This is a genomic window from Thermoplasmatales archaeon (genome assembly GCA_014361245.1).
GTDB lineage: Archaea > Thermoplasmatota > E2 > UBA202 > JdFR-43 > JACIWB01.
Map to the genome: position 1 here is coordinate 1 of JACIWB010000099.1, position 867 is coordinate 867.

1 protein-coding gene is annotated in these 867 nt (G+C 41.2%); it reads right to left on the minus strand.

Annotated features, from left to right (window positions below; genetic code table 11):
• On the minus strand, positions 1-731 hold a 731-nt coding region (gene ftsZ, locus H5T45_07705; protein MBC7129582.1), incomplete at its 3' end, for a cell division protein FtsZ.
• Positions 732-867: the final 136 nt, after the last annotated feature.

The window sequence follows — 867 nt, forward strand, 5'->3', positions numbered from 1 at the left end:
AGGTCAGCAAAATCAACATTTACTAGGCCTGGCTTTGTAATCATTTCTGTAATTCCCTTTATGCTCCTCATTAATATTTCATCCGCTACCTTAAATGCTTTATTCAGTGGCAATCTCGGAACAAGTTCAAGCAATTTATCATTTGGTATAACAATTACAGTATCAGAAACTTCCTTAAGGCGTGCAAGTCCCATCTCCGCATTTTCCCTTCTTATCCTCCCCTCAACGCTGAAAGGCATTGTAACTATGCAAAGCGTAAGGGCGCCAAGCTCTTTTGCAATTCTCGCCACCACAGGCGCGGAGCCCGTGCCAGTGCCCCCGCCAAGCCCGCAAGTTACAAATACTATGTCCGCTCCTTCGAGAATTTTTCTTATCTCGCTCTCGCTCTCCATTGCAGCCTCTCTTCCCCTCTCAGGCAACGCTCCCGCTCCAAATCCCTTTGTTATATGCTTGCCAATAAGCATTTTATAGGGAACTTTTGCATGAAGCAGATGTTGTGCATCTGTATTTAATGCGATAAGCTGTGCTCCATATATCTTTGCTTCATAACATCTCTCTATGGTATTTGTTCCCGCCCCCCCGCATCCAATAACCTTTATATTTGTTTTTAAACCCGCGAGAATTTCTTCCAGCTCCTTATTTTTCTCGTGGAGCATTTTTTCCTCTTCAGCACTCAACTCAGGATTTACTTCATCATCCCTTGCAAGCGCATCTTCTATAAATTTTTTCATGACATTCACCCTTTAAATAGAATACAAAGGCTTATTAAAAAGTTTTGTTGTTTTCAGGTTTTATCTCCATCTCTTTATCTCCCTTAAATATTGCTTTTATTTCATTGCTTCTATATAAATTTACCCTGCAACCTGT